Origin of the sequence: Nocardioides soli, assembly GCF_014191495.1 — a bacterium.
GTDB lineage: Bacteria > Actinomycetota > Actinomycetes > Propionibacteriales > Nocardioidaceae > Nocardioides > Nocardioides soli.
In genome coordinates this window covers 1860631-1886748 of sequence record NZ_JACHWR010000001.1, presented here as the reverse complement: position 1 = coordinate 1886748, position 26118 = coordinate 1860631, and the positions used below count along the sequence as shown (strand labels likewise).

22 protein-coding genes are annotated in these 26118 nt (G+C 73.3%); 11 read left to right on the top strand and 11 right to left on the bottom strand.

Annotation, left to right across the window (positions count from 1 at the left end):
• The first annotated feature begins 3 nt into the window (after positions 1-3).
• Complete coding sequence (locus FHU40_RS09355) at positions 4-1596, top strand: alpha/beta fold hydrolase (RefSeq protein WP_183591921.1); 1593 nt, start codon at positions 4-6, stop codon at positions 1594-1596.
• 3 nt (positions 1597-1599) lie between these two features.
• Here FHU40_RS09355 and serA read toward each other — a convergent pair whose 3' ends face one another.
• Positions 1600-2799, bottom strand: coding sequence for a phosphoglycerate dehydrogenase (serA, locus tag FHU40_RS09350; RefSeq protein ID WP_183591920.1), 1200 nt, complete (start codon positions 2797-2799; stop codon positions 1600-1602).
• 153 nt (positions 2800-2952) lie between these two features.
• Here serA and FHU40_RS09345 point away from each other — a divergent pair, with 153 nt between their 5' ends.
• Entirely contained in the window at positions 2953-5664 is a 2712-nt protein-coding gene (locus tag FHU40_RS09345) for an alpha/beta hydrolase (RefSeq protein ID WP_183591919.1), read from the top strand.
• A gap of 1 nt (position 5665) precedes the next feature.
• On the opposite strand, the gene FHU40_RS09340 is transcribed toward FHU40_RS09345, so the two are convergent.
• Entirely contained in the window at positions 5666-7021 is a 1356-nt protein-coding gene (locus FHU40_RS09340; RefSeq protein ID WP_183591918.1) for a TrpB-like pyridoxal phosphate-dependent enzyme, read from the bottom strand.
• Positions 7022-7063: 42 nt separating this feature from the next.
• On the opposite strand from FHU40_RS09340, the gene FHU40_RS09335 reads away from it, so the two are divergent.
• The 3 genes from FHU40_RS09335 to FHU40_RS09325 all read left to right on the top strand — a co-directional run bounded on the left by FHU40_RS09335 (position 7064) and on the right by FHU40_RS09325 (position 9829).
• The gene (locus FHU40_RS09335; protein WP_183591917.1) at positions 7064-7717 is read left to right on the top strand and encodes an aspartate/glutamate racemase family protein; all 654 of its coding nucleotides are present in this window, start codon (positions 7064-7066) and stop codon (positions 7715-7717) included.
• 321 nt (positions 7718-8038) lie between these two features.
• Positions 8039-9091 (top strand): HNH endonuclease, encoded by a 1053-nt coding sequence (locus FHU40_RS09330; RefSeq protein ID WP_183592268.1) that lies wholly within the window; start codon positions 8039-8041, stop codon positions 9089-9091.
• 9 nt (positions 9092-9100) lie between these two features.
• On the top strand, positions 9101-9829 hold the full coding sequence (locus FHU40_RS09325) for a hypothetical protein (protein ID WP_183591916.1): 729 nt from the start codon (positions 9101-9103) through the stop codon (positions 9827-9829).
• 388 nt (positions 9830-10217) lie between these two features.
• On the opposite strand, the gene cas6e is transcribed toward FHU40_RS09325, so the two are convergent.
• The 9 genes from cas6e to FHU40_RS09280 all read right to left on the bottom strand — a co-directional run bounded on the left by cas6e (position 10218) and on the right by FHU40_RS09280 (position 20053).
• Positions 10218-10868, bottom strand: a complete 651-nt coding sequence (gene cas6e, locus FHU40_RS09320; protein WP_183591915.1) for a type I-E CRISPR-associated protein Cas6/Cse3/CasE — start codon at positions 10866-10868, stop codon at positions 10218-10220.
• Positions 10868-11572 (bottom strand): type I-E CRISPR-associated protein Cas5/CasD, encoded by a 705-nt coding sequence (gene cas5e / locus FHU40_RS09315; RefSeq protein WP_183591914.1) that lies wholly within the window; start codon positions 11570-11572, stop codon positions 10868-10870. Before cas5e ends, cas6e begins: the two co-directional genes overlap by 1 nt.
• Positions 11569-12699 carry a type I-E CRISPR-associated protein Cas7/Cse4/CasC gene (cas7e, locus tag FHU40_RS09310; protein WP_183591913.1) on the bottom strand — a complete coding sequence of 377 codons (1131 nt, stop codon included), beginning with the start codon at positions 12697-12699 and terminating at the stop codon, positions 11569-11571. Before cas7e ends, cas5e begins: the two co-directional genes overlap by 4 nt.
• Positions 12696-13310, bottom strand: a complete 615-nt coding sequence (gene casB, locus FHU40_RS09305) for a type I-E CRISPR-associated protein Cse2/CasB (protein WP_183591912.1) — start codon at positions 13308-13310, stop codon at positions 12696-12698. The genes cas7e and casB overlap by 4 nt, the downstream gene beginning before the upstream one ends.
• Positions 13307-14917 (bottom strand): type I-E CRISPR-associated protein Cse1/CasA, encoded by a 1611-nt coding sequence (gene casA / locus FHU40_RS09300; protein WP_183591911.1) that lies wholly within the window; start codon positions 14915-14917, stop codon positions 13307-13309. Before casA ends, casB begins: the two co-directional genes overlap by 4 nt.
• A gap of 232 nt (positions 14918-15149) precedes the next feature.
• Entirely contained in the window at positions 15150-16790 is a 1641-nt protein-coding gene (locus tag FHU40_RS09295) for a DNA repair helicase XPB (RefSeq protein ID WP_183591910.1), read from the bottom strand.
• 30 nt (positions 16791-16820) lie between these two features.
• Positions 16821-17225: a VOC family protein gene (locus FHU40_RS09290; RefSeq protein ID WP_183591909.1), complete on the bottom strand. Its 405-nt coding sequence runs from the start codon at positions 17223-17225 to the stop codon at positions 16821-16823.
• 22 nt (positions 17226-17247) lie between these two features.
• Entirely contained in the window at positions 17248-17772 is a 525-nt protein-coding gene (locus FHU40_RS29425; RefSeq protein ID WP_183591908.1) for a CGNR zinc finger domain-containing protein, read from the bottom strand.
• 7 nt (positions 17773-17779) lie between these two features.
• A complete protein-coding gene (locus tag FHU40_RS09280; RefSeq protein ID WP_183591907.1) occupies positions 17780-20053 on the bottom strand; it encodes a helicase C-terminal domain-containing protein in 2274 nt (757 codons plus the stop codon).
• A 39-nt stretch (positions 20054-20092) separates the two neighbouring features.
• Between FHU40_RS09280 and FHU40_RS09275 the strand changes: the two genes are divergently transcribed.
• The 6 genes from FHU40_RS09275 (at position 20093) to FHU40_RS09250 (ending at position 26111) form a co-directional block, all read left to right on the top strand.
• Positions 20093-21055, top strand: coding sequence for an FHA domain-containing protein (locus FHU40_RS09275; RefSeq protein ID WP_183591906.1), 963 nt, complete (start codon positions 20093-20095; stop codon positions 21053-21055).
• Positions 21052-21957: an RDD family protein gene (locus FHU40_RS09270; protein ID WP_183591905.1), complete on the top strand. Its 906-nt coding sequence runs from the start codon at positions 21052-21054 to the stop codon at positions 21955-21957. Before FHU40_RS09275 ends, FHU40_RS09270 begins: the two co-directional genes overlap by 4 nt.
• A 46-nt stretch (positions 21958-22003) precedes the next feature.
• Positions 22004-22417: an SRPBCC family protein gene (locus FHU40_RS09265; protein WP_183591904.1), complete on the top strand. Its 414-nt coding sequence runs from the start codon at positions 22004-22006 to the stop codon at positions 22415-22417.
• Positions 22418-22473: 56 nt separating this feature from the next.
• Positions 22474-24090: an AMP-binding protein gene (locus FHU40_RS09260; RefSeq protein WP_183591903.1), complete on the top strand. Its 1617-nt coding sequence runs from the start codon at positions 22474-22476 to the stop codon at positions 24088-24090.
• A gap of 154 nt (positions 24091-24244) precedes the next feature.
• Positions 24245-25660, top strand: coding sequence for an ATP-dependent sacrificial sulfur transferase LarE (gene larE / locus FHU40_RS09255; RefSeq protein ID WP_221199538.1), 1416 nt, complete (start codon positions 24245-24247; stop codon positions 25658-25660).
• Positions 25661-25715: 55 nt separating this feature from the next.
• Positions 25716-26111: a cold-shock protein gene (locus FHU40_RS09250; RefSeq protein ID WP_183591902.1), complete on the top strand. Its 396-nt coding sequence runs from the start codon at positions 25716-25718 to the stop codon at positions 26109-26111.
• Positions 26112-26118 lie beyond the last annotated feature (7 nt).

Below are 26118 nucleotides of genomic sequence, written 5' to 3'. Positions count from 1 at the left end.
CCCATGCGCTCGAAGACGGTGGCGGCCGCGGTCGCCGGGACCCTGGCCGCAGCACTGGCGACGATCGTGCCCGCGACGGTGCCGGCGGCGGTGGGCGAGACCGCCGCTGCGGCCGCCTTCCAGGTGCAGCCGGTCGCCTGGGGCCGCTGCGCCGACAAGAGCCTGCGCTCGGCCGGGGCCGAGTGCGGCACGCTCACGGTCCCGCTCGACCACGCCGACCCGGCCGGCCCGACCATCGGGCTGGCGGTCGCGCGGGTGCTGCACACCAAGCAGCCCTACCGCGGCGCGGTCTTCACCAACCCCGGCGGCCCCGGCAGCGACGGCACCTGGGTCGCGTCGTACGGCCAGTACGTGCCGCGCCAGGTCGGCCTGACCTACGACTGGTACGGCATCGACCCGCGCGGCACCGGCGCGAGCGACCCGATCCTCACCTGCGACAGCTCGTACTTCGGCTGGGACCGGCCCGACTACGTGCCGGCCACCGCGAAGGCGATGAAGCAGTGGCGGACGAGGACCGAGCGGTACGCCCAGGACTGCGGCAAGGCGAAGGCGCGCCGGCTGCTCGACCATGTCCGCACCACCGACACGGCGGCCGACTTCGACCTGCTGCGCCAGGCGATCGGGCTCGAGAAGGTCACGATCTTCGGCTTCTCCTACGGCACCTACCTCGCGCAGGTCTACGCGACGCTCTTCCCGGGTCACGTGCAGGCGCTGGTGATGGACGGCGTGGTCGACCCCGACCGGGTCTTCTACCGGTCGAACCTCGACCAGGACCCGGCGTTCCAGAAGTCCTTCGACGCCTTCCTGACCTGGGTCGCGAAGTACCCGAGGACCTACCACCTCGGCGCCAGCCGCACGGCGGTCGAGAAGCGCTACCGGCAGCTCCGCCAGCAGCTCGCCCGGAAGCCTGCCGGCGGCAAGGTCGGGCCCGACGAGCTCGACGACGCCCTGCTCAACGCGGGCTACTTCAACGGCTACTACCCGTACGTCGCCGACGCGTTCGCGGCGCTGGCCAACAAGGGCCGGGCGGCCGGCATCAAGGCGCTCTACCGCAGCTCCAACCCGACCGGGAAGGCCGCCGACAACGGCTACGCGATGTACCTCGCCACCGAGTGCACCGACGCCGTCTGGCCCACGGCGTGGCAGACCTGGCGCAAGGACAGCGAGCGCCTGCACCGGAAGGCGCCGTTCCTGACCTGGGCCAACAACTGGTTCAACGCCCCCTGCCGCACCTGGCCGGTCAAGGGCACCCAGCGCGTGCAGGTGACCGGAGCCGGCCTCGACGGCGTGCCGATCCTGCTGCTCAGCGAGACCCACGACGCGGCGACGCCGTACGCCGGCGCGCTCGCGGTCCGCAGGATCTTCCCGGGCGCGTCGCTGGTCGCCGGCGTCGGCGGCTACTCCCACGCGGTGTCGCTGTCGGGCGTCGCGTGCACCGACAACGCGATCGCCGACGTGCTGGCGAGCGGGGCGCTGCCCCGGCGCAAGGCCGGCAACGGCGCCGACAAGGAGTGCCGGCCGCTGGCCGCTCCGAAGCCGCCGAAGAAGGGCGCCCGGGTGGCCCCGCCGCCCCACCGTGCCTGGTGGGGCCGCTGAGCCTCAGGCGTCCCAGGTGCGCAGCCAGATGGTGTGCTCCGACTGGGCGAGCTTGGCGAGCGCCTCGGCGGGCAGCGGGTCGAGGGTGTCGGTGACGACGTAGCCCTGCTCGCCGCGGGTGGAGAGGTACTGCGCGTTGATGTTGTCGCCGCCCTCGGCGAGGATCCGGTTCACGTGGGCGAGCACGCCCGGCACGTTCACGTGCAGGTAGCCGACCCGGTGGCCGACCTGCAGCTGCGGCGCCTGCACCGCCGGGAGGTTCACCGACAGCTCGGTGCGGCCCTCCTGGGCGAAGCCCGCGAGCTTGCCCGCGACGAAGTAGCCGATCTCCTCCTGCGCCTCCTGCGTGGAGCCGCCGACGTGCGGGGTGAGGATCACGTTGTCGAGGCCGCGCAGCACCGACTCGAACGGGTCGCCCTGGGCCTTCGGCTCGACCGGGAAGACGTCGAGCGCCGCACCGGCGATGTGGCCCGAGAGGATGTTCTCGCGCAGCGCGGCGTCGTCGACGACCATGCCGCGGGCTGCGTTGATGAACAGGCTGCGGGGCTTCATCTTCGCGAACTGCTCGGCACCGAACATGCCCGCGTTGCCCGGCCGTCCGTCGACGTGGAGGCTCACGACGTCGGCCTCGGCGAGCAGGTCGTCGAGCGTCCTCATCCGCCGGGCGTTGCCGTGCGCGAGCCGGTCGGCGGTGTCGAAGAAGATCACCCGCAGGCCCATCGACTCGGCCAGGTTGGACAGCTGGGTGCCGATGTTGCCGTAGCCGACGATGCCGAGGGTGCGGCCGCGGATCTCGTGGCTGCCCTTGGCCGACTTGTCCCAGACGCCGGCGTGCATCCGCTCGGTCTTCTCCGCGAGCCGGCGGGCCAGCACGATGATCTCGCCGATCACGAGCTCGACGACGCTGCGGGTGTTGGAGTAGGGCGCGTTGAACACCGCGATGCCGCGCTCGGCGGCCGCGGCCAGGTCGACCTGGTTGGTGCCGATGCAGAAGCAGCCGACCGCGACCAGGTCGGACGCGGCGTCGAGCACGGCCGGGGTCAGGTGGGTGTTGGAGCGGATGCCGAGCAGGTGGACCCCCGGGAGGGTCTTGATGAGATCCTCCTCGGAGAGAGAGCTGCTCCGCAGCTCGACCTCGAAGCCGCGGCCTTCGAGGATCTCGACGGCGACCGGGTGGATGTTCTCGAGCAGGAGCGCCTTCACGATTGTCCAGCGTAGGCGCGTGTCCCGTCCGAGCCGAACTGGCGCCACTGGGTGGACGATCCGGCCGGCCGCTCGCCCCCTGTGATCCGACCGTGATCGCGTGTCTCGACGGTTCTCGGGCGCCCGTCGGCGGCGCCGGGCATGATTCGCCGCATGCCTCGTCGTACCAAGGCGGCCGTCGCCGCCCTCGCCCTCGCGCTCGCCGCCACCGTCGTGACCGCCGGCAGTGCCGGCTCCCTGCCCCGCGACGGGGCGCGGCCGGCCGCCGAGGCCGGCGGGGCCGGCACCGGCGCCTGGGATGTGCGCCAGCTCGCTCCGGGGCGGTACGTCGTGACGTGGACCTCACCGGGCAGCCTGCCGGTCACCTCCGATCGCCCGACCGTCGTCGGGCCGGAGGGCTGGGCGATCGGGACCACGACGGTCGCCGCCGACGGCCGCACCGTGCGCGCTCGGGTCGATGCGACGATGCGACCCGACCCGGCCCGGCTCGACGTCGTGCTGTCCGGCGCCCGGCTCGACGAGGGCGACTCCCAGCGCCCCCGCCAGGTCGCCGGCCAGCCCGACCCCGCGCTCGCCCTGCCGGGCATCCGCACCCTCGACACGGACCCGGGGACCCCGGGTCCGTACGCCGTGACGAGCAGCGACTACACGCTCGCGCCCGTGGCCGTGCGGGGCATGGCCGAGCCGATCGAGATGGTCGGCCACGTGGTCGAGCCGTCGGCCGAGGCCGCCACCGGGCCGCGGCCGCTGGTGCTGTTCCTGCACGGCCGGCACAACTACTGCTACGACCCGTCCGACGAGCAGCAGTGGTCGGACACCTGGCCGTGCCGGGCGCCGTTCCGCGAGATCCCGAGCCAGCTGGGCTACGACTACCTCCAGCGGGTGCTGGCCTCGCAGGGCTACGCGACGGTGTCGGTGCGGGTCAACGGCATCAACGCGCAGGACGGCATGCTCGACGACGGCGGCGCCGACGCGCGCGCCCGCATCGTGCAGGCCCACCTCGACCACTGGGCCGGACTGGCGGCCGCCCGCCGGGTCGATCTGGGGCGCGTCGTGCTGGTCGGCCACAGCCGGGGTGGGGAGGGCGTCAACCGCGCCGCGATCCGGATCCCGCTGAGCGCCCCCTACCGCATCGCCGGGCAGGTGCTGATCGCGCCGACGGACTTCGCGTCGCAGACCGCGCCGTACGTGCCGACCGTGACCCTGCTGCCCTACTGCGACGGCGACGTGAGCGACCTCCAGGGCCAGCGGTTCACCGACGTCGCCCGCGACCTGGCCAGCGACGACACGGCGTTCCGCAGCAGCGTGCTGATGATGGGCGCCAACCACAACTACTTCAACACCGAGTGGACCCCCGCGACCGCGCAGGCACCCTCCGACGACGACTGGTACGGCGCGGCCGACCAGACCTGTGGGCGCCGCGACCCCCAGCGCCTCAGCGGCGCCGGGCAGCGCGCGGCCGCGACGGCGTACGTCGCGGGCGCGGTGCACCTCTTCGCGAAGGACGACCAGCGGGTGCTGCCGCTCTTCGACGGATCGCGGGCCCGGGTGACCTCGCAGGGCCGGGCCCAGACCCTCAGCCACGCGATCGGCGGCGGCCGGGTGCTGCGCACCCCGGCCGGCTCGACCGCGCTCGCGCTGCCCGACGGCGCCACCACCCGCTTCTGCCAGGGCACCCTCGCCGGCAACCGGGTCTCGTCGTGCGGCTCCGGCATCGGCATGGTCGCCGCCGCGCCGATGTGGCTGCAGCCGGGCGAGGCGGCGCCGGCCCGGAGCTTCTTCGAGATGGCGTGGACGGCGGCCGGGCAGTCCGGTGGCCTGCTGCTGCGCAGCCCGCTCGACCTCTCCGGGCGCCGGCTCGAGCTCCGCACGATCGTCGACAACCGCAGCGGCGCGAGCCTGCGGGTGCGGCTCACCGACGCCGCCGGCGCCAGCGCCGTGCTCGACCCCGTCGGTGGGCCCGCACTGCCCGGCCTCGGCACGTCCTCCGAGATCCGCAAGCTGTGGGCGCAGACCGTCGTCGTCGACCCCGCCGGCGCGGGCCTCGACCTGACCCGGATCGCCCGCGTCGACCTGGTCGGCGCCAGCGGTCGCGGCCGGGTGTGGGTGGCCGACCTCGCGGCCGCACCGGCCGGCCTGTCCGCCGTACCCGCCCGGCGGCTGCCGACCGTCGACGTCGCCGCGGTGCGGATCAAGGAGGGCGCGGGTGGCGCCACGGTGGCGCGGGTGCCCTTCCGGATCAACGGCACGCTCACCGAGCCCGCCCGCCTGGTCGTCTCGACCGTGGGCCAGTCGGTGCGCGACGTGCAGCGCTTCACCGTCGACCTGGCTCCGGGCCAGACCGGCGGCTTCATCCCGGTCGCCTACGACGCCGACACGCGTGCCGACTACCCGACGCTGGTCACCCAGGTGGTGGCGTGGGGGAGCCGCAACGTGATCACCGACCGCTACGCCGGCAAGCTCACCATCGTCGACGACGACCCGCGGCCGCGGGTCACCATCGAGCGGGTCTCGGCCCGGGTCGCCGAGGGCGAGCCCGCGCAGTGGCAGGTCCGGCTCTCGCGCCGGGTCGACTACGACGTCTCCGTCACCGGCAAGGTCGTGCGCGGCCCCGGCCCGTGGGTGCAGGTGGGCGACATCGCCAAGCGCTGGACCGACCAGTACGTCGGGCCGGTCAACCCGAGGCGGCCGCTGTGGCGCGCCCACGCGTCGACGTACGACTCGATCGCCCCGGGCGCGCGGACGCTGCTCGTCACGATCCCGACCCGGGCCGACCGCGAGGCGGAGCCGCCCGAGGCGCTGACGCTGCGGCTCCAGGCCGAGCGCCGGACGGTGCGCAGCACCGTCCGGCTCGTCTCGCCCTAGCTCAGACCACCGGCACCTCGGCCAGGGCGGCGTCCAGCGCCTCCTGGGAGAGCGGGTCGTCCTCGAGACGACCGGAGAGGAAGCTGTCGTAGGCGCCGAGCTCGAGGAGCCCGTGGCCGGAGAGGCCGATCACGATGACCTTCTCCTCGCCCGACTCCGCGGCGGCGAGCGCCTCGCGCCGGGCCTGCGCCAGCGCGTGCGACGACTCCGGCGCGGCCACGATGCCCTGGGTTCGGGCGAACTCCAGCGCGCTCTCGAAGCACTCCGACTGGTGCAGCGCGGTCGCCTCGATCAGGCCCTCGTGGACGGCGTGCGAGACCAGCGGCGCCATGCCGTGGTAGCGCAGGCCGCCGGCGTGGATCGGCGACGGGACGAAGTCGTGGCCGAGCGTGTACATCTTCATCAGCGGCGTCAGGCCAGCGGTGTCGCCGAAGTCGTAGCGGTACTCGCCACGGGTCAGCGTCGGGCACGAGGTCGGCTCGACCGCGAGGATCCGCGGGCTCTGGGTGCCCGCGAGCTTCTCGCGCAGGAAGGGGAAGGACAGCCCCGCGAAGTTGGAGCCGCCGCCCGCGCAGCCGATCACCACGTCGGCCCCGCTCTCGCCGGCCTTGGCCAGCTGGCGCAGCGCCTCCTCGCCGATCACCGTCTGGTGCAGCAGCACGTGGTTGAGCACGGAGCCCAGGGCGTACTTGGTGTTCTCGTCCTGGGCCGCCAGCTCGACGGCCTCGGAGATCGCGATGCCCAGTGAGCCCGGGTGGTCCTCCGGGAACGCCTTGCCCGACTCCGTCATCCGGCTCGGGGAGCGGTGCACCGTGCCGCCGAAGACCTCGATCAGCGTGCGGCGCTGGGGCTTGGTGTCGTACGACGCCCCGACCTGCCACACCTCGCACTCCATCCCGAAGAGCGAGCACGCGTAGGACAGCGCCGTACCCCACTGGCCGGCGCCGGTCTCGGTCGTCAGCCGGGTCACGCCGTTCAGGGAGTTGTAGTAGACCTGCGGCACCGAGGTGTTGGTCTTGTGCGAGCCGGCGGGCGAGACGCCCTCGTACTTGTAGTAGATCCGGGCCGGCGTCCCGAGCTTCTGCTCCCAGCGGCGCGCGCGGAAGAGCGGGCTCGGCCGGTACTGGCGGTAGACCTCGCGGACCGGCTCGGGGATCTCGACGTACCGCTCGGTCGTGACCTCCTGCATGATCAGCTCGATCGGGAAGAGCGGGGCGAGGTCGTCGGGCCCGACCGGCTCGCGGGTGCCCGGGTGCAGCGGCGGGGGAGGCGGAGTCGGGAGGTCGGCCACCAGGTTGTACCAGTGGGTGACCTGCTCGGACTCGTCGAGGGTGAACATGACCTGGTCGTCGCTCATGCTCGGTCACGCTAGCGGTCCGCGACCGGTCAGGATGTCCCTATGTCGAAGGTTGGATTCCTGCACACCGCCGAGGTGCACGTCGGCACCTTCGACGCGCTGGTCGGCGCCGCCGCGACGACGGTGCACGTGGTCGAGCCCGCGCTGCTCGAGCGGGCCCGCCGCGACGGTCCCACCCGGGACGTCGAGTCGGGCGTGCGGGCCGCCCTCGCCGGGCTGGCCGACGCCGGGGCGTCGGTGGTGGTGTGCACCTGCTCGACCCTGGGTCCGCTCGCCGAGGGCGCGGCCGGCCTGCCCGTCCCGGTGCTCCGCGTCGACCGGCCGATGGCCCGCCATGCCGTCGGCCTCGGCCCCCGGATCGCGGTGGTCGCCGCCGTCGAGTCGACGCTGGTCCCGACCCGCGAGCTGCTCGTCGACGAGGCCGCCCGCGCCGGCGTCACCCCGGTGCTCACCGAGGTGTGGGTGCCGGCGGCCTGGGCGCGGTTCGAGGCCGGCGACACGAGTGCCTACCTGGCGGCGATCGCGGACGCCGCGCGCTCGGCCGCCTCCGGTCCCCCGCCGGTCGACGTCGTCGTGTTGGCCCAGGCGAGCATGGCCGGCGCCGTCGACCTGCTCCACGACCCGCCCGTCCCGGTCCTCGCCAGCCCGAGGCTCGCGGTCGACGCAGCCCTGCAGGCGGCCGGCGTCGGCGGTTGAGGAAGACGCGCCTACGGTGGTTGAGGAAGGCGCGCTAGCGCCTGTCTCGAAACCACCCGCCGGTGTCGGGGGAGTGTCGGCGTCCTCCCGCGGACCCGTTCGGCGCCTATCGGGAGGACGCCGACCTGTGGTCGGGACTGGGTCGCGTTGGGGGTGGTTTCGAGACGGTTGCTAGCGCAACCTCCTCAACCACCGTCGTCGAGCCTCCCGCCGGGCACGGTGGTTGAGGAAGGCGCGCTAGCGCCTGTCTCGAAACCACCCCGAACCTGGGCGGAACACGCCGCCCAATCCCTTGTGTGATCGAACAGTCGTTCGCACGCCCTGGCCGAGCTCCCCTCGACGGAGGCCGCGCTGGCGGCCGGGGTGGTGTCGGAGTGGCGGGCGATCCTGATCGCCCGGGAGACCGCCTGCCTGGCACCCGGGCACCGGGCCCGGGTGGACGCCGAGCTGTGCGCCCCCGACGACCAGGGCGCGTATCGGTTCGAGGGGTGGGGCGACCGACGCCTGATCGCGCAGACCCGGGCGCTGGTCGCCGGCCTGGACCCGGCCGCCGTCGTCGACCGCCGCGCGAAGGCGGAGGCCGACCGGCACGTGAGCCTGCGGCCCGCGCCGGACGCGATGGCCCGGCTCTCGGTACTGCTCCCGGCCGCTCAGGGTGTCGCGGCCTACGCCACCCTGACCCGGACCGCCGACTCCGCCCGTGCCCAGGGCGACCCGCGGTCACGCGGCCAGGTGATGACCGACACCCTCGTCGCCCTGATCACCGGACAGGCCACGGCGGAGGGGGTCCCGGTCACGATCAACCTGACCGTCTCCGACCACACCCTCCTCGCCGGCGGACACCAGCCGGCCTGGCTCACCGGCTACGGCCCGATCACCGCCGACCACGCCCGCGACCTCGCCGCCACCGCCCTCGCCCAGGCACAGACGGCGCAGACGGCGCGGGTGGCGCTGCGGCGGCTCTACGTGGCCCCCGAGACCGGCACCCTCGTCGCGATGGAATCGAAGGCCCGGGCGTTCCCCAAGGCCCTCGGCCTGTTCCTTGACCTGCGCGACCAGACGTGTCGCACCCCCTGGTGCAACGCCCCGGTCCGCCACCACGACCACATCACCGACCACGCCCACGGCGGCCCCACCTCCGCCATCAACGGCCAAGGCCTGTGCGAGCAGTGCAACCACACCAAACAAGCCCCCGGCTGGCGAGCCACCCCCATCACCGGCCCGGCCGATCAGCACGTCGTCGAGACCACGCTGCCTACCGGCCACACGATCCGATCAACAGCGCCCCGCGCACCCACCCCCAGCCGCGTCGTACCCCTGGGCCACAGCGGACTCCACCTCATCCACCACCAGCTCAACTGGCACGCCGCATAGCCTGCTCCGGTGACTCCGGACCGCGACTCCTTCCTTGCCCTCGCGCGCAGCTCGCCGTGGCGATGGACGACGCTGCACTTCGTGCACCGCTCCGGCTATCCGGGCGCCTGTGAGGCATGGGTACGACGTCCCGGTGACCTGCTGGTGCGCGAAGCCGATGGTCGCGAGCAGCGCGTGTCCGGCCTGCCGTACACGCGAGGCGACCTGGTGGCGGTCTCCGCCGAGCCCGGGGCTGTTCCGCCGGCGCCGCTCGAGCCGGTGCTCCCGCACCTCGCCGCGCCGGTGCTGCGGCCGGACGGGCTGGTCGCCGAGCGACCTCCCTCGTGGCAGGTGGACTACGACGACCCGATGTACGGCAACTACGGCTGGGTGGCGATGCTCGACCCGGTCGAGCTGAGCGACCACGTCGACGTGGCGAACCTGCGCGCCGACGAGGTCGCCGGGCGTCCCGTCTGGCGAGCCGACCTGCGCGCGCTGCCCGGCTATCAGCCCCGCTGCGGCGGCAACTGCTGCGAGCTGCTCTACAGCGAGGCGGGGCTGATGTCCGACTTCGAGGGGCCGGACGAGGTCCCGGAGAAGTGGCGTGGACGTTCCTATCCCGACCACTACGACGTCGCCCTCGACGTGCAAACCGGGATCGTCGTGCGCTGCCTGCCTGTCGGCGGCTCCGACGATGCGTCGTGGCTCGAGAACGACATCGTCGACGTCGACACCGACCTCGACGACCTCTTCGCCTAGGCCGGCCTGCTCGATCCCCGCTCAGCAGGGAGCATTCGCCGTCTCGATCGTCGAGTCCGCCGAATATCGGCTCATCCCCGCTGGCGCGAGGAGCGCACGTCCATAGTCCAACATGTTGGGTGAATCTTGTCATGTCAACGCGCGGGTCACGAACGCTGGCCAGCCACCGTTCCGCTCGGTGGACTCCGGCATCGCGAGCGCCTGCCGTCGCCGAAAGTCTGTTCATGACGAGTGAACAGGCCGGCGCATCCCCGCAGCCGCGGGGAGTACTTCATGGTCGACGACAGATCGCGGCGCCGACGGGTTCATCCCCGCGCGTGCGGGGAGCGAGGCCGGTCTCCGGGCATCCCAGCAGGAAGCCAGGGGGCATCCTCGCCTGAGATCGGCCTCACGGCGGCGCCAGGGTCAGCAGCCCGCAGCCGTAGGCCTTGGCCCGTCCGAGGCCATGGCCGAGCGAGTGCTTCAGCGCGTCAACGTCCGTGACCTCCAGAGCGCCATCGAAGGTGGCGACCGAGACGGTCACGGTGCGCTCGGTGCCGTCCGTACGCCGTGCGAAGCTGAGTCGCCGACGCGAGGTGACGTCGGCGGAGGTCGTAGTGAATCCCCAGCCCGACGAACGATCGGTCAGCCACTGCTCCTGCTGGTCGACCGTGACGTGACCGAGGCGCTTGCCACGCTGGCCGGGGATGGCCACGTTGTGGACGGGGTTCGCCGTCAGCCGGAACCGCCACTGCTGCCCGACGGCCAGCCGGTCGAGCAGTCGATCCAGGGTGGCGGTCTGCCAGGTCGACTCCGACACGGGCCAGCCGGCCTGCTCGACGACGGCGGTCAGGTCGGGCCGCGCCGGGCTGCTGATGTAGAGGAGCGTGTGTGCCCGGGGGTCCGCGTCCACCCGCCACAGCACGCGTCCGCCGCCGGTCTCGACCTCGGAGTCCGGCGGGAAGGAGCCCAGGACCGCCGCGTGCATGCGCTGCGGCGACGAGAGCAACTGCCGCGTGCCGCGCCGAGCCGGGTTGAGGAACATCCGGGTGAGGTACATCAGGCCCCTCCGAGGGCGGCCATGAAGTCGGGCTCGTCGCGACCCAGGTCGTTCGCCATCTCGACGGGGGCGAGGCGGAGTACGTCGCGCCAGCCGTACTCCCGGCGTACCGGATCGAAGCTGAGCGGTACATCGCGCGTCGTCTCCGCGTCGGGAGTGCCGGGCGGAGCATCGACCAGCAGGTCCAGGTGGACCGTCCTGCCCTGCCGGCTGCGGTACCACGGGCGGGCCAGCCAGGGCTCGGAGCGAAGCGCCTCGTCGAGGGTGGTGTCCCGCAGGCCCAGCGACACCTCGGCGTCCGCGGGCGGGCAGGCACGTCGGCCGAGATAGAGCGGGAAGGTCGGCGTCCGGAGCGCTTGATCCAGGCCGTGCAGGAGCTCGGCGTCGCCCTCGACGCCCGCGACGAACGCCGCGTCGGCCAGGTAGTAGCGATAGGAGAGCGGCATCGGCGCCGGCTTGCGGCCGGTACGCCGGATCGCGGTCTGGAAGTCGCGCACGAGCCGGCCGCGCTGGTCGACGCGGACCCCGAACCGCAGGGCGGCGAGGTCCTCGATCGGGTCGGTGCGTCGGCGGCCCTGCGCGGCCGCGAGCAGCCCGATCACGCCGCTCTTCGTCGGCTCGCGGCGGGTGTGCCGGCGCACGAACCGGCTGGCGTCGCCCCACGCCTGCAGCGGTCCGTCCAGCCGGATCAGGAGCGCGGTCACGAGGAACCCCCGAGTGCCTCGACAGCGTGGTCGCGCAGCCTGGCGCCGAGCGTCTCGAGGTCGACGGGCTCGCCCACGCCGGTGAGCGCGTCGCCGGCGTCGGTCGTGCCGGCGACGACGAAGCCGGCGACCGGGGTGCCGGCGAGCTGCTCGACCTCGCCCGCTCGTCGAGCCAGTGCGCGCGCGGACAGCGTCGAGATCGCGGCCGTGTCGTCGGGCCTGATCGGCAGTTCGAACGCCCCGACGAGGTTGACCGGACGACGGTCCCGCACCTGGGCGACGATCGCGTCGGGGAGGGTGCTGTGCGCGAAGCTGTTCTGCTTGCCGGTCGGCAGGCTGACGACGAACGACCTCGCGAACGCCTCGACGGCGCGGCCGGCGACCTGGGCGTCGCCGAGGTTCTCCATCAACTGGGTGAGATCGATGGTGGCGTAGCGGTAGAGGGTGCTGGAGTTGAACTCGATCACGCCGATCATCCCGGCGCCGGCGTCCTCGTCGTCCTTGCTGGTCTTGTCGTCGACGGCGGTGTAGTAGTCGTACTCCGGCTCGACGACGTGGGTGCTGATCGCGTGGGCCACCTGCACCGAGGCGTCGACGTTCAACGACGTGTCGTCGGCGACCATGCGTCCGAAGAGCGCGACCTCGATGCCATGGTCGCTGTCGATGGCCGTCTTGGCCGCGGCCTTGTCCACCCCGTCGTCGCCGGCATCGACCGCGAGCCGGGCGAGTCGGTCCAGCTGCTGGTTGCTGACGAACAGCAGGTACTCCGAGAGGTCGAACGGACTGGCCGTCGCGTCCTTCTTCGTGCGGGCGGCCTTGAACTTCACGCCGGCGGCGGTCATCACGCCCTTCGCGTGCGCGATGGCGCCGGCCTGGGTGAGGCTGTCGTCGAGCTTGCGGATGCGTTCCACGAGCTCCTCGATGATCCGGCGGGTGCGCACGCCCCGCTCGTCCGGCGACAGGTAGCAGCCGAAGTCGTTGCGGGTCGCCCGCTTCCACGCCTGCGAGCTCACCCGGGCCCGCGGGACGCCTCCGAAGATCGCGGTCTTGGGTCGGCCGGTGTCGTCGCGGTTCATGTTGCTCGACGGGACCGTCTGCAGGACGTGGATGTCGATGAACGTGCTCATGCGGGGTCTCCTGGTGTCGGCTCGGTCTCGGCGGACCGAGGTCGGTAGAAGTCACGGCTCCAACGCATCCGCACACCGCGCAGTCCGGCGGGGCTGTGCGCCGCCGCGAGGTCGCGGGCGAGCCACGCGTAGTCCAGCGGTACGTCGTGCGTCCGGAGCAACGAGACGAAGCCGCGAAGGTGCTCGAGGAGCGGTACGACGGACGTCGCCCGGATCATGACCTGCAGCCGCCGCTCGACCCCCTGCGGGTTCGTGCGCGTGCGCAGCACCCCCGCGGCTCGGCCGACCGTGTACTGCCCGCCACGCCGATGAGCGGCGGCGGAGCGACGCGACTGCTGGTGGAACGCGTAGAGCGCCAGCGACGCCGCGACCGCCAGTTCGGCGGGTGACGGCCCGTCCCCGCGGCCGGCCAGTTCGGTCGGGAAGCCGCGCTCGAACAGCTCGAAGGACTCGGGCGCCACCTCGCCACCATGCGGGAATGTCCGCCGGAGCCGAGCCAGGGTGGCGACGGCGTCGGCCCGGTCCGCTGAGTAGTCGTGCCACAGGCGCATCACCTGGCCGTGCACGAACTCCTCCAACGGGTCGTCGACCGCAGCGGTCTGCGTCGTCATGACACAGCTCCTTCCAGGGACGGGTGGGCGAGTGGCAGCGCCTTCTTGACATCGATGTGGAACCAGCTGGCCGCGGTCGCGCCATTGATCGGTCGGCCGCTGTCGTCGGTGCGACCGGCCCAGGCTGTCGGGGCGGCCCTGTCCAACAGCTCGTGGCCCAGCGTGGAGACCACCTGACGGACGCGGACCTGCCAGGCCGTGCGTGCGTCGTTCCGCGAGGTGTCGGCCCGCAGTCCGGCGATCCACCGGCGGAAGTCCGGGTCGAGGGCGGCGTAGCCCTGCTCGCGCGCATCGTCGCGGCTGACGCCGGCCAGCTCGCGGCCGCCGCCGGAGGCGCGCACGAGGTCGGCCGCCAGCTGGCCCAGAGCCCGGACGGCGGCGTCGGCGTCGTCCACGCCCGCCACGGCGATGCCGGTGAGGTCCTCGTCGGTCAGCACCGCCAGGCGGAGGTTCAGCGCGTCGTCGGCGATGTCGGCGATGACGGCGCTCTGCACGCCGTACTCCATGCCGATCGTGTGCAGCCGGAGTGGGTGGTCGGCTGCCAGATGACCCGCCGACCGGAGCTCTGCGAGCCATTCGAGCCAGCCGCCGGCGCGCGTGCGAGCCGCGCTGTCGTCCCGCGCGAGCAGCGCGGAGAGGCCGCGCCACACCGCCCGATCGGGTCGGTGTGTCCGCGGCATGTACACCGGAGTGGGGCTCTGGGTGGCCTTGGTCTGCGCCTCGCTGAAGCGCCAGCTCGTCATCGGCTCGGTCTCGACCAGGCCGCGCGCGTGCAGGGGATCGCCGTTCGCGATGAGTACGCCGGTCGCGCGCTGGCCGTCGTGCCCGAGCCGGATCCGGCGGCTCTGCCAGGTGAGCAGGTCCGCCGGCCCGGCCGGGAGCTCGTGGCCGACCTCGACGCCCGGTCCCTGTGGTGGTCGCTCCCAGACCGGGAGGTCGACCTCGGCCGGAGGCAGCGTGCGCATCGCCTGCAGGTTGAGCATCAGCGTCTCGAAGAGGCTGCGCCCCTCGGCGACGACCAGGCCGAGCCACCCGCACCAGGCGATGCCGATCGGGTAGCCCTTGCCGTTCTTCACCCGCTCGTCGCCGACGGCGCCGGACTTGATGCCGCTCGCGTCGTACGCCTGGCAGTGCACGATCCACCGGGCGGCCTCGGCGAAGGACATCGACCGCAGCTCGTCACCTGCTCGCGTCGTGAAGTACTGGTGGCCGGCCGGGATGTCGGGGATCAGCCGTGCGAGCTCGGTCAGCTCGCCCTTCGCCGTGCGCAGCTCGGCCACCTGGTAGAACGGCGTGGTCGGGTGGAGCAGGTCGAACCGGTCCCGATGGCCGTTGAGGTAGTCCCGCACGCGATCGATGTCGAAACGACCGGCGTCCCAGAGCCGTGCCCACTCCCGCGGTGAGCGGACCTCCGGATAGCTGCGACGGAGCACGGCCAGCAGCAGCCGCTGCATGGCAGCGTCCTGGGTCGGGACCTCGCCGGCGAGCCCGGCGAGGTCCGGCGCCGTGCCGAGCACGTCGGCGAGCGCGTGGTCGGCGACGGAGCCGTCCAGTGTCCGCGCCCTGATCCAGGGCCGGGTCACCAGATCGAATCCCGCTGACGTCACCCGGCGAGCGTCACGTACCGTGAGTCCGCGGGCAAGGTTCTGTGGCGGGTTGTCTCCTTTTCTGTTCAAGACTTGTGATCGCGCAAACAAGAACCGATCGACCCCGCGTCCGCAGGGAGCATGTCCACGCTCGGCGGACGTTGTCCCCGTTTCGCGGATCAACCCCGCTGGCGCGGGGCTGACACAGCGTATCGGCGCATCTCAGGACCCCCGGTCGCCCGCGGAGCGACGATCACGCCCCGACGTCCTCCGCATCGACGATCCGGTACGCGTACCCCTGCTCGGCGAGGAAGCGCTGCCGGTTCGCGGCGAAGTCGGCGTCGACGGTGTCGCGGGAGACGATCGTGTAGAAGTGCGCGGTCTTGCCCTCCGACTTCGGGCGCAGCAGCCGGCCGAGGCGCTGGGCCTCCTCCTGTCGCGAGCCGAACGAGCCGGAGACCTGGATCGCGACCTCGGCGGAGGGCAGGTCGATCGAGAAGTTCGCGACCTTGGAGACCACCAGCAGCCCGACCTCGCCGGACCGGAAGGCGTCGAAGAGCCGCTGCCGCTCGCGAACCGTCGTCTCGCCCTTGATCACGGGGGCGTCCAGGGCGGCGGCGAGCTCGTCGAGCTGGTCGATGTACTGCCCGATCACCAGCGTCGGCTGGCCCGGATGGGAGCGCACCAGTGACTCCACGACCGAGATCTTGTGGTGCGTGCACGACGCGAGCCGGTAGCGCTCCTCGGGCTCGGCGGTCGCGTAGGCCAGGCGCTCGCTGGTCGGCAGGGTCACCCGCACCTCGACGCAGTCGGCCGGCGCGATCCAGCCCTGCGACTCGATGTCCTTCCACGGGGCGTCGTACCGCTTCGGCCCGATCAGCGAGAACACGTCGCCCTCGCGGCCGTCCTCGCGCACCAGCGTCGCGGTCAGGCCGAGCCGGCGCCGCGCCTGCAGGTCGGCGGTCATCCGGAAGATCGGCGCGGGCAGCAGGTGCACCTCGTCGTACACGATCAGGCCCCAGTCGCGCGCGTCGAGCAGCTCGAGGTGCGGGTAGACGCCCTTCCGCTTGGTCGTCAGCACCTGGTACGTCGCGATGGTGACCGGCCGGATCTCCTTGACCGCGCCGGAGTACTCGCCGATCTCGTCCGCCGTGAGCGAGGTACGCCGCACCAGCTCGTCCTTCCACTGCCGCGCGGAGACCGTGTTGGTGACCAGGATCAGCGTGGTCGCCTGTGCCTCGGCCATCGCCGCAGCGCCGACCAGGGTCTTGCCGGCGCCGCAGGGGAGCACGACCACGCCGGAGCCGCCGTGCCAGAAGGACTCCGCCGCCTCGCGCTGGTAGGTGCGCAGCGACCAGTCGACCTCCGAGAGGGCGATCGGGTGCGCCTCGCCGTCGACGTAGCCCGCGAAGTCCTCGGCCGGCCAGCCCAGCTTGAGCAGTGCCTGCTTGAGGTTGCCGCGCTCGGAGCCGTGCACGACCACGCTGTCGTCGTCGATGCGGGCGCCGAGCATGCCCGCGATCTTCTTGGCGCGCAGCACCTCCTCGAGCACCGGTCGGTCGGTCGACGACAGCACCAGCCCGTGGGTGGGGTGCTTCTCCAGGCGCAGCCGTCCGTAGCGGGCCATCGTCTCGGCGACGTCGACGAGCAGCGCGTGCGGGACGGCGTACCGGCTGTAGGTCAGCAGGGTGTCGACGACCTGCTCGGCGTCGTGGCCGGCGGCGCGGGCGTTCCAGAGGCCGAGCGGCGTGAGCCGGTAGGTGTGCACGTGCTCGGGCGACCGCTCGAGCTCCGCGAACGGCGCGATCGCCTTGCGGCAGTCGTCGGCCAGCTCGTGGTCGACCTCGAGGAGGAGCGTCTTGTCGGACTGGACGATCAGGGGACCATCGTGCACTCAGGAGATCCTACGGAACCGGCGAAGGATTCAGCTGTACAGGCAGAACGGGTGGCCGTCGGGATCGAGCATCACCCGCACGTTGTCCTGGGGCTGGAACTCGGCCGGCGTCGCCCCGAGCTCGACCGCATGCTGGTAGGCGGACGCGAGATCCTGCACCTCGAAGTCCAGGTGCAGCTGCTGCTGCGGCCGTTCCGCCGTCGAGGGCCAGGTCGGCCGGACGTGCTGCTCGTTGAGGTGGAACCCGAGGTACGCCACGCCGTCGGGTGCCCGCAGCGTCACCCAGTCGGGGGCGTCGTCGGCGACCTCCCACTCCAGCAGGGTTGCGTAGAACCGGGCCAGTGCCCCGGGCGCCGGGGAGTCCAGGACCACGCCCCAGTAGTCCTTGCGGGCGTCGCGGTCCGGGTTGGTGTCGTGCGTGATCCGTCCTCTCATGGACCGACGCTACGTCGGACGGCTAGGTCTGCGCGACGGCCCGCCGGCGGGCGCGGTATGCCGCGACGTTGGCCCGCGACGAGCACCGGTCGGAGCAGTAGCGTCGCGACCGGTTGGGCGAGGCGTCCACGAAGACGTTGGTGCACGGCGCCGACGAGCAGACCCCGAGCCGGTCCGCCCCGAGGTCGCACACGAGCATGGCGAGACCGAGGATCGACTCGCCGACGAGCTGCTCGGCGACGCCGACCCCGGTCGCGACGTGCAGGTGCAGGCCCTGGCCGTCGTGGTCGGAGAGCTGCGGGGTGATGGGGTGCCGGGCGAGCAGCGCGTTCAGTCCGTCGGTGACCCCGGCGACATCGCCGGCGGTGCCCGCGTCGAAGACGGGCCGCAGCTCGCGCTGGAGGCGGCGCAGCAGCATGCAGTCGCGGTCGGTCGCGCGCTCCTGGAGCCGCGGCCGGTCGTGGAGGCACGCCGTCAGGCCGCCGACCTCCGACAGGTCGGCGTTGAGCAGCGAGGCCGCGGCCTCGGCGTACCGGATGAAGTCCACGTTTCAATCATACGGCGCTGCGGGGCACCTCCCGGACCGTCGTGATCCGGTGTACGGCGAAGGTGCGGATGTCGTCGCTGCGGTGGTCGTACGCCGTGAGCGTCCCGCCGTCGAGCGACTCCGGCTCGACGAGCCGGTCGGTGCTCGCGCCCTGGTTGTCGACGTACCCGATCACCACCGCCGCCCGGGTCTCGATCGCCTCCCGCAGCGCCGCCATCGAGCCGCTCGGCGAGAGCCGGTCGGCCGGTGCGGCCGGTCGGGTCGACTCGGCGCGGTCGCCCGCGCGGATCGCGCTCACGACCTGGCCCGCGTGCGCGGACTCGCGGACGGCGCGCTGCGCCCGGCCGCGGTGCTCCTTCGGGGTCCGGGCCCGGAGCAGGTCGGGGCGGGCGACGTGCACGGTGCCGTCGGGCGACTCGACGACGGGTGCGATCCCGAGGTCGCGCAGGCGCGGCAGCAGCACGTCGATCGGGGTGTCGCTGACCACCACGGTCGGCGCCAGCCGGCGCAGCCCGAGGGAGGCGGCCTTCGGGTGGTGCAGCAGCTCGGTCAGCGCGGCCTCGTCGTCGGTCCGCAGGAACGCCTCGGCGTGCCCCACCCGCACCGTGCCGAACGTGCGGGCGGTGTCGTCGACGAGGTAGGTCAGCGGCTGGGGGACCGGCGTCCGCGACACCGACGCGACGAACTCGTGCACCTCGACGGCCGTCCAGCCGGTGTCGAGTGCGCGGCGTACCGACCCCGGTGTGAAGCGGTAGACGGTGGCGCCGCCGCGCGACTCCACGTCGGCGACCAGCTGCAGCCTCCGTGCCAGCTGCGACTCGAGCGGTCCGGGCGCGACCGCGGTCAGGTCGGCCTGGAGCAGCACGTGGTCGACCGGATCGGGCAGCAGCCCGGCGAGGGCGGCGGTGGCCTCGGACCGGTCGCCGGCGAGCAGCGGACGGGCGTACGACGCGAGCCCGCCCAGGGCCGCGAGGCCGAGCGCGGTCGCCTCGTCGACCGCCCACACCACCTGGTCGGCGCGGGTGCGGGGACGCCGAGGGCGCCGCCACTCCACCCGCTGCACGAGCGACGGCACGCCGGTGCCGGACGCCAGCACGGTGCCGGGCGGCAGCTCCGCCAGCACGTGGAGCGTCAGCCCTCGGGTCTCGGCCTGGTGGATGCCGGCGAGCTCGGGGGCCAGGGCGTTCCACACCTTGCCCGCGGTGTCGCGGGAGCCGACCAGCCCCGGCAGCCGCGGGCTCTCGAGCCAGGCGACGACCAGGGCGAGCCAGCGCTCGGCGGTCGGCTTGGCCGTCCAGGTGTCGAACGCGTCGGTCGGGATCCACCGCGGGTCGCCGTTCGGCCCGGCGGCGGTCGAGAGCAGCCCGGCCGCCTGCGCGACCTCGACGAGCAACGCCGCCGCGGGCTCGTCGACGTGCAGGTCCGTCGCCAGCGCCCGCAGGTCGCGCACGCCCAGCCCGCCGCTGCGCAGCGCCGCCGGCGGGTGCGAGCCCCACTGGTCGAGCAGCAGCTCCACGCGCCGCACGGCCTCGAACGCCGCGCCCGCGGCGGCCCGGTCCACCAGCGCCGGGTCGCGCTCGGAGGTCGCGAGCGCGGGCGGCTCGCCGACGTCGTACGTCGTGGTGCAGCCTCCGCGCAGCGCGCGGCCGACCTCGCCGGGCAGCACGACGGAGCCGCCGCTGCGGGGGACCAGCAGGCGGTGGGCGAGCAGCTCCTCGGCGGGGTTGGCCGCCTCCTCGGGCAGCACGGTCTGGCGCGCGTTGCCGGAGGTGGCGGTGCCGCCCGAGTCGAGGACGTGTTCCAGGAGCTGTCGGGCCTGGGGCGAGAGCCGGTCCAGACGCCGCTCGATCTCGGCGGCCGGAAGCGGGTCGGTGGAGACCGGCCGGAGCCCGCTCACCCCGGGGGAGCCCGGCGTCAGCGCCTCCGCCACGGTGCTGAGCGCGCGCAGGCCCTGCGGACTCTCCCAGGCCAGCGCCAGATCGACCAGCCGGGCGCTCGCCGTCCGCACGTCCTCCGGCGCCGCCGCGACGGCGTCCACCAGCTCCTCGACGCTGGTTTGACCCAGGACGACGAGGGCATCAAGCACACAGAGCTCGAACCGGTTCAGCTGGTCGAGCGCGCGCAGGACGGAGGACCGGGTGGCCGCACGCGACGCGAGCTGGCCGGAGTCGTGAGGGGCGGGAGTGGCGAGATCGGGTCGTTCGTGGAGCAGACGGGAGAGCCGCTCGTCCGGCCAGCCGCGGAGCTGGTCGGCGAGGGTGCGGTACGCCGTCGTGGACATCCCTCCCACGCTACCGGGCCGGCCGCAGGGGCCGAGCCGGTGAGCGGTGCCGACGCGATGACCTGGTCGTTCGTCCGGGGCGACTGGTTCGGGGTCTTCGGGCCGCGTGCGATCGTCGCGCTGCCGCCGGCCGAGCGGGCCCGGGCGGCCGCGCTCTGGGAGCTGGTCGACGCGGGCGCGGGCTTCGACGAGACGCTCGACGCGCTGGTCTCCGGCGGGCTGCGCGGTCTGTCCGGCTTCGTGCTGATCGGCGAGGACGACGGCGCGACCCGGGTGCTGGTCCGCGGCGCCGTCCGCGCCCACCTGGCCAGTGGCGACGGGGTCGTCCACGTCGAGGGTGAACCGGGGCTCACCTGGGTCGAGCGCCGGGTGCCGGGCGTGGCCCGGATCCGGATCGAGGTCGGTCCGGCGGCGGACGTCGCGGCCGGGCCGGTCGACGGCGGGCTGATCGACACGGGCCTGGTCCGGATCGCCGGCGCCGAGCACCCGCCGGCGCAGCCGGAGCCGCCGCTCGCGACGCAGCCGGTGGCGGTGGTCGGGGACGACCACGACGGGCTGACCCGGCACCCCGTCGCCGACCCCGTCGAGCTGCTCCGGCCGACCGGGCCGGGCATCCCCGGCCAGCCGCCCGCACCGCCGGTGACCGCCCGCCCGGTGGCCCGGCTGGTGCTGCCCGACGGCGAGACCGTCGACGTCGACCGCGCGGTGCTGATCGGCCGGGCACCCGAGCCGGCCCGGTCGACGACCGACGACGCGCCGCGGCTGGTCTCGGTCGTCAGTCCGCACCAGGAGGTCTCCGCCACCCACCTCGAGATCCGCCCCGGCTCCGGGGCCGACCACGGCGCGGCGGTGGCCACCGACCTCGGCTCCACCAACGGCACCGTGGTCGTCCAGCCCGGCCTCCCGCCGGAGGACCTGCGCCCGGGCGTCACCGTCCAGCTCGTCCCCGGAGCGCTCGTCGATCTGGGCGACGGGGTCAGCATCCGGGTCGTCGGGACATGACCGGGGCGCCCGCGGCCGATCTCGACCGCCGGCTCTACGCGTTCGCGGTCGACCGCGGGCTCGCGTGGGCGGTCGCCGCCGCGGCGGCCGTCCTCCTCGTGCGCGCGCTCGGACCCGACCGCGTCCGGCTCGCGGTGGTCGCGGCCCTGGCCGTGGCGCTGCTGGTCGGCGGCGTCCTGGCCGTGGTCCTCGGCCGGACCGGGTCCACCCCGGGCAACGCGCTCGCCGCGACCCGGGTGGTCGCCGAGGGCAGCGGTACGCCGATCGGCGTACCTGCCGCCCTGCTCCGCCAGCTGGTGCTGGGCCTCGCGGCGCTCCCGACCCTCGGGTTCGGGGTCGCCACGCTCGCCGCGACGGCGGCGACGGACCCCTCCGGGCGACGGCGCGGCTGGCACGACCGCCTGGTCGGCTCGGTCGTCGTCGACGTCCGGCCCGAGCCACCGGAACCACCGCGGGTCGAGGCCGGGCCCGAGCACGTCGTCAACCTCACCGCGCTCCGCCTGGTGCCGGTGCCGGTCGGGCCGCCGGCTCCGCGGCAGGCCGCACCCGAGGCGGAGGTGCCGATGCCGCCGCGCTGGCGGATCGGCTTCGACTCCGGCGAGACGGTCGTGGTCGAGGGCCTCGTGCTCGTGGGTCGCCGGCCCGAGCCGCGGGCCGGCGAGCAGGTCGGTCGCCTGGTGCCGCTGCCGTCGGACGACATGTCGCTCTCCAAGACCCACGCCCAGCTCCAGGTCGCCGCCGACGGCGCCCTCGTCGTGATGGACCGCGGCTCGACCACCGGCTCGATCCTGATCCGCCAGGGCGTGCCGCGCGGGCTGCCGTCCGGCCGGGCGGCGACCCTCGTCGACGGCGACCGGGTCCGCTTCGGCGACCGGGAGATGAGCGTGGCCCGAGACCGATGAGCCGGCCCCTCCCCGCGAGCCCCGAAACGTTCTACATTGACTTGTCATGACCTTCGAGTACGAGCACTCCGTCACCACGACTGCGAGCCCGGCCGAGGTCTGGGCGCTCTGGAGCGATGTGGGCAGTTGGCATCGCTGGGATCCGGCGGTCGAGCGGGTGGCGCTGGAGGGCCACTTCGCCGAGGGTGCCGCCGGCACGATCTGTCTCTCGGGCGGCGTCGAGGCGTCGTTCATGCTCGAGATCGTCGAGCCGCAGGCCCGTTATCTCGACCGGCTCACCATCGGCGACCTCGTCGTCCGCGTCGACCACCAGGTGAGCGCCGTCGACGACGGGCGCTCCGAGGTGCTGGTCCGGACGACGGTCGAGGGGAACGGCGCCGTCGACCTCGGCCCGATGGTCACCGGCGACACCTCGAAGGCGCTCGAGGCCCTGGTCGGTCTGGCCGAGAAGCGATCCTGACGACCCGCGGCCCGCAGGCAACGCCGAGCCAACGTCGCCCGGCGTAGGTTCGCGTCATGGAGTCCTACGCCGCCGGAGACCCCCACCCGCCGCTGCTCGAGGAGACCATCGGCGCCAACTTCGAGCGCACCGTCGCCGCCCATCCCGCCGGCGAGGCCCTGGTCGAGGTCGCGAGCGGTCGGCGCTGGACCTGGTCGGAGCTGGACCGCGATGTCGACGACGTCGCCCGCGGCCTGGTCGCGGCCGGGCTCGAGAAGGGCGACCGGCTCGGCGTGTGGGCGCCCAACTGCGCCGAGTGGACAATCGTGCAGTACGCCACGGCCAAGCTCGGCGTGATCCTGGTCAACGTCAACCCGGCGTACCGGACGCACGAGTTCTCCTACGCCGTCAACCAGTCCGGGCTGCGGATGCTGGTCGCGGCGTCGAGCTTCAAGACCAGCGACTACCGCGCGATGGTCGAGGAGACCGCCGACCAGACCCCGACCCTGCAGCGGGTCGTCTATCTCGACACCGACGACTGGGCGCAGCTGGTCGAGTCCGGCCGGGTGCTGCCCGAGGGCGTCGTGGCCGAGCGGCTGGCCGCGACCGCGCCCGACGACCCGATCAACATCCAGTACACGTCGGGCACCACCGGGTATCCCAAGGGTGCGACGCTCAGTCACCGCAACATCCTCAACAACGGCTACGTCACCACCGAGCTGATCAGCTTCACCGAGCAGGACCGGCTGTGCATCCCGGTGCCCTTCTACCACTGCTTCGGCATGGTGATGGGCAACCTCGGCTGCACCAGCCACGGCGCGACGATGGTGATCCCGGCGCCCGGCTTCGACCCCGAGATCACGCTGCGCACGATCGCGGCCGAGCGCTGCACCGGCGTGTACGGCGTGCCGACGATGTTCATCGCGATGCAGAACCACCCCACGTTCGCCGACCACGACCTCTCGTCGCTGCGCACGGGCATCATGGCCGGCTCGATCTGCCCGGTCGAGGTGATGAAGCGCTGCGTCGAGGAGATGCACATGGCGGAGGTGTCGATCGCCTACGGCATGACCGAGACCAGCCCCGTGTCCTGCCAGACCCGCGTCGACGACGACCTCGAGCGGCGTACCGCCACCATCGGCCGGGTCCACCCGCACGTCGAGATCAAGGTCGTGGACCCGGTCTCCGGTGCGACCCTCGAGCGCGGCGAGCCGGGCGAGCTGTGCACCCGCGGCTACTCCGTGATGCTGGGCTACTGGCAGGACGAGGAGAGGACCCATCAGGCGATCGATGCCGACGGCTGGATGCACACCGGCGACCTGGCGGTGATGCGCGACGACGGCTACTGCAACATCGTCGGCCGGATCAAGGACATGGTCATCCGCGGCGGCGAGAACGTCTACCCGCGCGAGATCGAGGAGTTCCTCTACCAGCACCCCGACGTCGAGGACGTCCAGGTGATCGGCGTCCCCGACGAGAAGTACGGCGAGGAGCTCTGCGCCTGGATCAAGCTCAAGGACGGCGCCGCCCCGCTCGACGCTGCCGCCGTCCGCGCCTACGCCACCGGCAAGCTCGCCCACTACAAGATCCCGCGCTACGTGCTGCTCGTCGAGGAGTTCCCGATGACGGTGACCGGCAAGATCCGCAAGGTGCAGATGCGGGAGGAGTCCGCGCAGCAGCTCGGCCTCGGCTGACCCGGGGTGGTTTCGAGCCGGTCGCCGCGCAATCTCCTCAGCTGCCCCCACGGTGGTCTTGAGACCGTCGCTGCGCAAGCTCCTCAGCTGCCCCCACGGTGGTTGAGGAAGGCGCGCTAGCGCCTGTCTCGAAACCACCTCCTAGGCTGGACTCATGCCCGATCAGATCGTCGTGGGATTCGACCTCGACATGACGCTGATCGACACCGCGCCGGGCTTCCGCGACGTGCTCGCCGTGCTGGGCGCCGAGCTCGGTGTCGACTTCCCGGTGGCGGAGATGACCAGCAAGCTCGGTCCGCCGCTCGACCTGCTGTTCGAGCCCTACCTCGAGGCCGACGCGATCGCCGCCGCCGGGGACCGGTTCCGGGCGCTCTACCCCGACCACGCGATCACGGGCACGCCGGCGCTCGGTGGTGCGCACGAGGCGCTCGCCGCGGTACGCCGCCACGGTGGCCGGGTCGTGGTGGTCACCGGCAAGTACGCCCCCAACGCCCAGCTGCACCTCGACCACCTCGCGCTCGACCACGACCTGCTGGAGGGCTGGGTGTGGGGCGTCGGCAAGGCCGACGTGCTGCGCCGCGAGGGCGCGATGGTCTACGTCGGCGACCACGTGCACGACGTCGAGGGCGCGCTGGCCGCCGGCGTGCTCAGCGTCTCGGTGCTCACCGGCGGCTGCACCCGCGCGGAGCTGGAGGCCGCCGGCACCCACGCGGTGCTGGACAGCCTCGCCGACTTCCCGGCCTGGCTCGACGAGCACCTGCTCGGTCTCCGGCTGGCGGCGCTCGAGGCCGACCTCCGCGCGCGCGGCTCGGTGCTGGTGGCCTACAGCGGGGGAGCCGACAGCGCCTTCCTGCTGGCCGCCGCGGTCCGGGCCCTGGGCGCCGACAACGTCGCCGCCGCGACCGGCTACTCCCACTCGCTGCCGATGTCCGAGCGCGACCCCGCGCGCGAGTTCGCGGCCGGCCTGGGCGTCGAGGTGCTCACCCCGCGCACCCGCGAGATCGAGCGCGAGGGCTACCGCGCCAACGGCGCCGACCGCTGCTACTTCTGCAAGGCCGAGCTGCTCGACGTGCTGACGCCGATCGCGGCCGAGCACCATTTCGCCCACGTGGCCACCGGCACCAACGCCGACGACGCGGTCGCCGGCTTCCGCCCCGGCATCCGCGCCGCCGACGAGCGCGGCGCGATCGCTCCGCTGCGCGACGCGGGGCTGACCAAGGCCCAGATCCGGGCCGCCTCGCGCGCCTGGGGGCTGCCCACCTGGGACAAGCCCGCCGCCGCCTGCCTCTCCTCCCGGATCGCCTACGGCGTGGAGGTCACCCCGCACCGGCTCGGCCGCGTGGAGCGGGCCGAGGTGGCCGTCCGTGCGGCGCTCGCCGATCGCGGGCTGGTCAATCTCCGGGTCCGCGACCTCGGCGACCGCGCCTCCGTCGAGATCGACGCCGCGCTGCTGCCGCTCGACCCGGCGACCCGGGCGGGAGTCCTCGACGCCGTCCGCGGATCGGGGTTCGGCGAGGCGGTGGTCGACCGCCGCGGATTCCGTTCGGGTTCGATGAACGAGGCCCTATAGGCTGTGCCGTCCGGCACAGCCGGCGTATCGGTACGAGCAAGAAGAGGTCAGATCCGTGCCCACTGGCAAGGTGAAGTGGTTCGACGCCGAGAAGGGCTTCGGCTTCCTGTCGCAGGAGGACGGGCCCGATGTCTACGTGCGTGCCGAGGCGCTGCCCGAGGGCATCACCTCGCTGAAGGCCGGCACCCGGGTCGAGTTCGGCATCGCCCAGGGCCGCCGCGGCGACCAGGCGCTCCAGGTCCGGATCCTCGACCGCCAGCAGTCGGTCGCCCGCGGCCAGCGCGAGGCCAAGCGCAAGAAGCCCGAGGAGATGGTCCCGATCGTCGAGGACCTGATCCGGCTGCTCGACGGCGTCGGCGAGGCCTACCGCCACGGCCGGCACCCCGACCCGCGTACGGCGCGGCCGGTCGCCAAGCTGCTCCGCGGCCTGGCCGACGAGCTCGAGGCCTAGGACGCCG

Excerpts from the sequence above, each read along its gene's own strand:
- FHU40_RS09355 (WP_183591921.1), top strand. The coding sequence starts at position 4 with ATGCGCTCGAAGACGGTGGCGGCCGCGGTCGCCGGGACCCTGGCCGCA.
- FHU40_RS09345 (WP_183591919.1), top strand. The coding sequence starts at position 2,953 with ATGCCTCGTCGTACCAAGGCGGCCGTCGCCGCCCTCGCCCTCGCGCTC.
- FHU40_RS09340 (WP_183591918.1), bottom strand. The coding sequence starts at position 7,021 with ATGAGCGACGACCAGGTCATGTTCACCCTCGACGAGTCCGAGCAGGTC.
- FHU40_RS09335 (WP_183591917.1), top strand. The coding sequence starts at position 7,064 with ATGTCGAAGGTTGGATTCCTGCACACCGCCGAGGTGCACGTCGGCACC.
- cas6e (WP_183591915.1), bottom strand. The coding sequence starts at position 10,868 with ATGTACCTCACCCGGATGTTCCTCAACCCGGCTCGGCGCGGCACGCGG.
- cas7e (WP_183591913.1), bottom strand. The coding sequence starts at position 12,699 with ATGAGCACGTTCATCGACATCCACGTCCTGCAGACGGTCCCGTCGAGC.
- casB (WP_183591912.1), bottom strand. The coding sequence starts at position 13,310 with ATGACGACGCAGACCGCTGCGGTCGACGACCCGTTGGAGGAGTTCGTG.
- FHU40_RS09290 (WP_183591909.1), bottom strand. The coding sequence starts at position 17,225 with ATGAGAGGACGGATCACGCACGACACCAACCCGGACCGCGACGCCCGC.
- FHU40_RS09280 (WP_183591907.1), bottom strand. The coding sequence starts at position 20,053 with ATGTCCACGACGGCGTACCGCACCCTCGCCGACCAGCTCCGCGGCTGG.
- FHU40_RS09270 (WP_183591905.1), top strand. The coding sequence starts at position 21,052 with ATGACCGGGGCGCCCGCGGCCGATCTCGACCGCCGGCTCTACGCGTTC.
- FHU40_RS09265 (WP_183591904.1), top strand. The coding sequence starts at position 22,004 with ATGACCTTCGAGTACGAGCACTCCGTCACCACGACTGCGAGCCCGGCC.
- FHU40_RS09260 (WP_183591903.1), top strand. The coding sequence starts at position 22,474 with ATGGAGTCCTACGCCGCCGGAGACCCCCACCCGCCGCTGCTCGAGGAG.
- larE (WP_221199538.1), top strand. The coding sequence starts at position 24,245 with ATGCCCGATCAGATCGTCGTGGGATTCGACCTCGACATGACGCTGATC.